Below are 207 nucleotides of genomic sequence, written 5' to 3'. Positions count from 1 at the left end.
GCTTTTTGCCGTACTGTGTGCGGAGGTAGTGCACCAGCCGGTGCTGGTTATCGTAGCTGTAGTGGTGCGTGTGTTCATCGTACATGCGGATGGCCCCGTCCAGGATACGGTCCGTCTTCTCCGTCAACCTGCCGTAACGGTCATAGCGGTACAGGTACTGTGCATCCTCCGTGATGCGGTTATCCGCCCATACTTTTCTGCTGCTGT

At 56.5% G+C, this 207-nt stretch carries 1 protein-coding gene; it reads right to left on the bottom strand.

The genetic code is table 11. From position 1 onward, the window contains the following. Positions 1–207, bottom strand: a 207-nt coding sequence (locus OGY09_RS00990; protein WP_286589796.1) for a hypothetical protein, incomplete at both ends; no start/stop codon positions are given.

This window comes from Citrobacter sp. Cpo071, from assembly GCF_030332765.1.
Lineage (GTDB): Bacteria > Pseudomonadota > Gammaproteobacteria > Enterobacterales > Enterobacteriaceae > Citrobacter > Citrobacter portucalensis.
The sequence above is the reverse complement of the archived record's forward strand: the minus strand, read 5'-3'. Positions and strand labels throughout refer to the sequence as shown.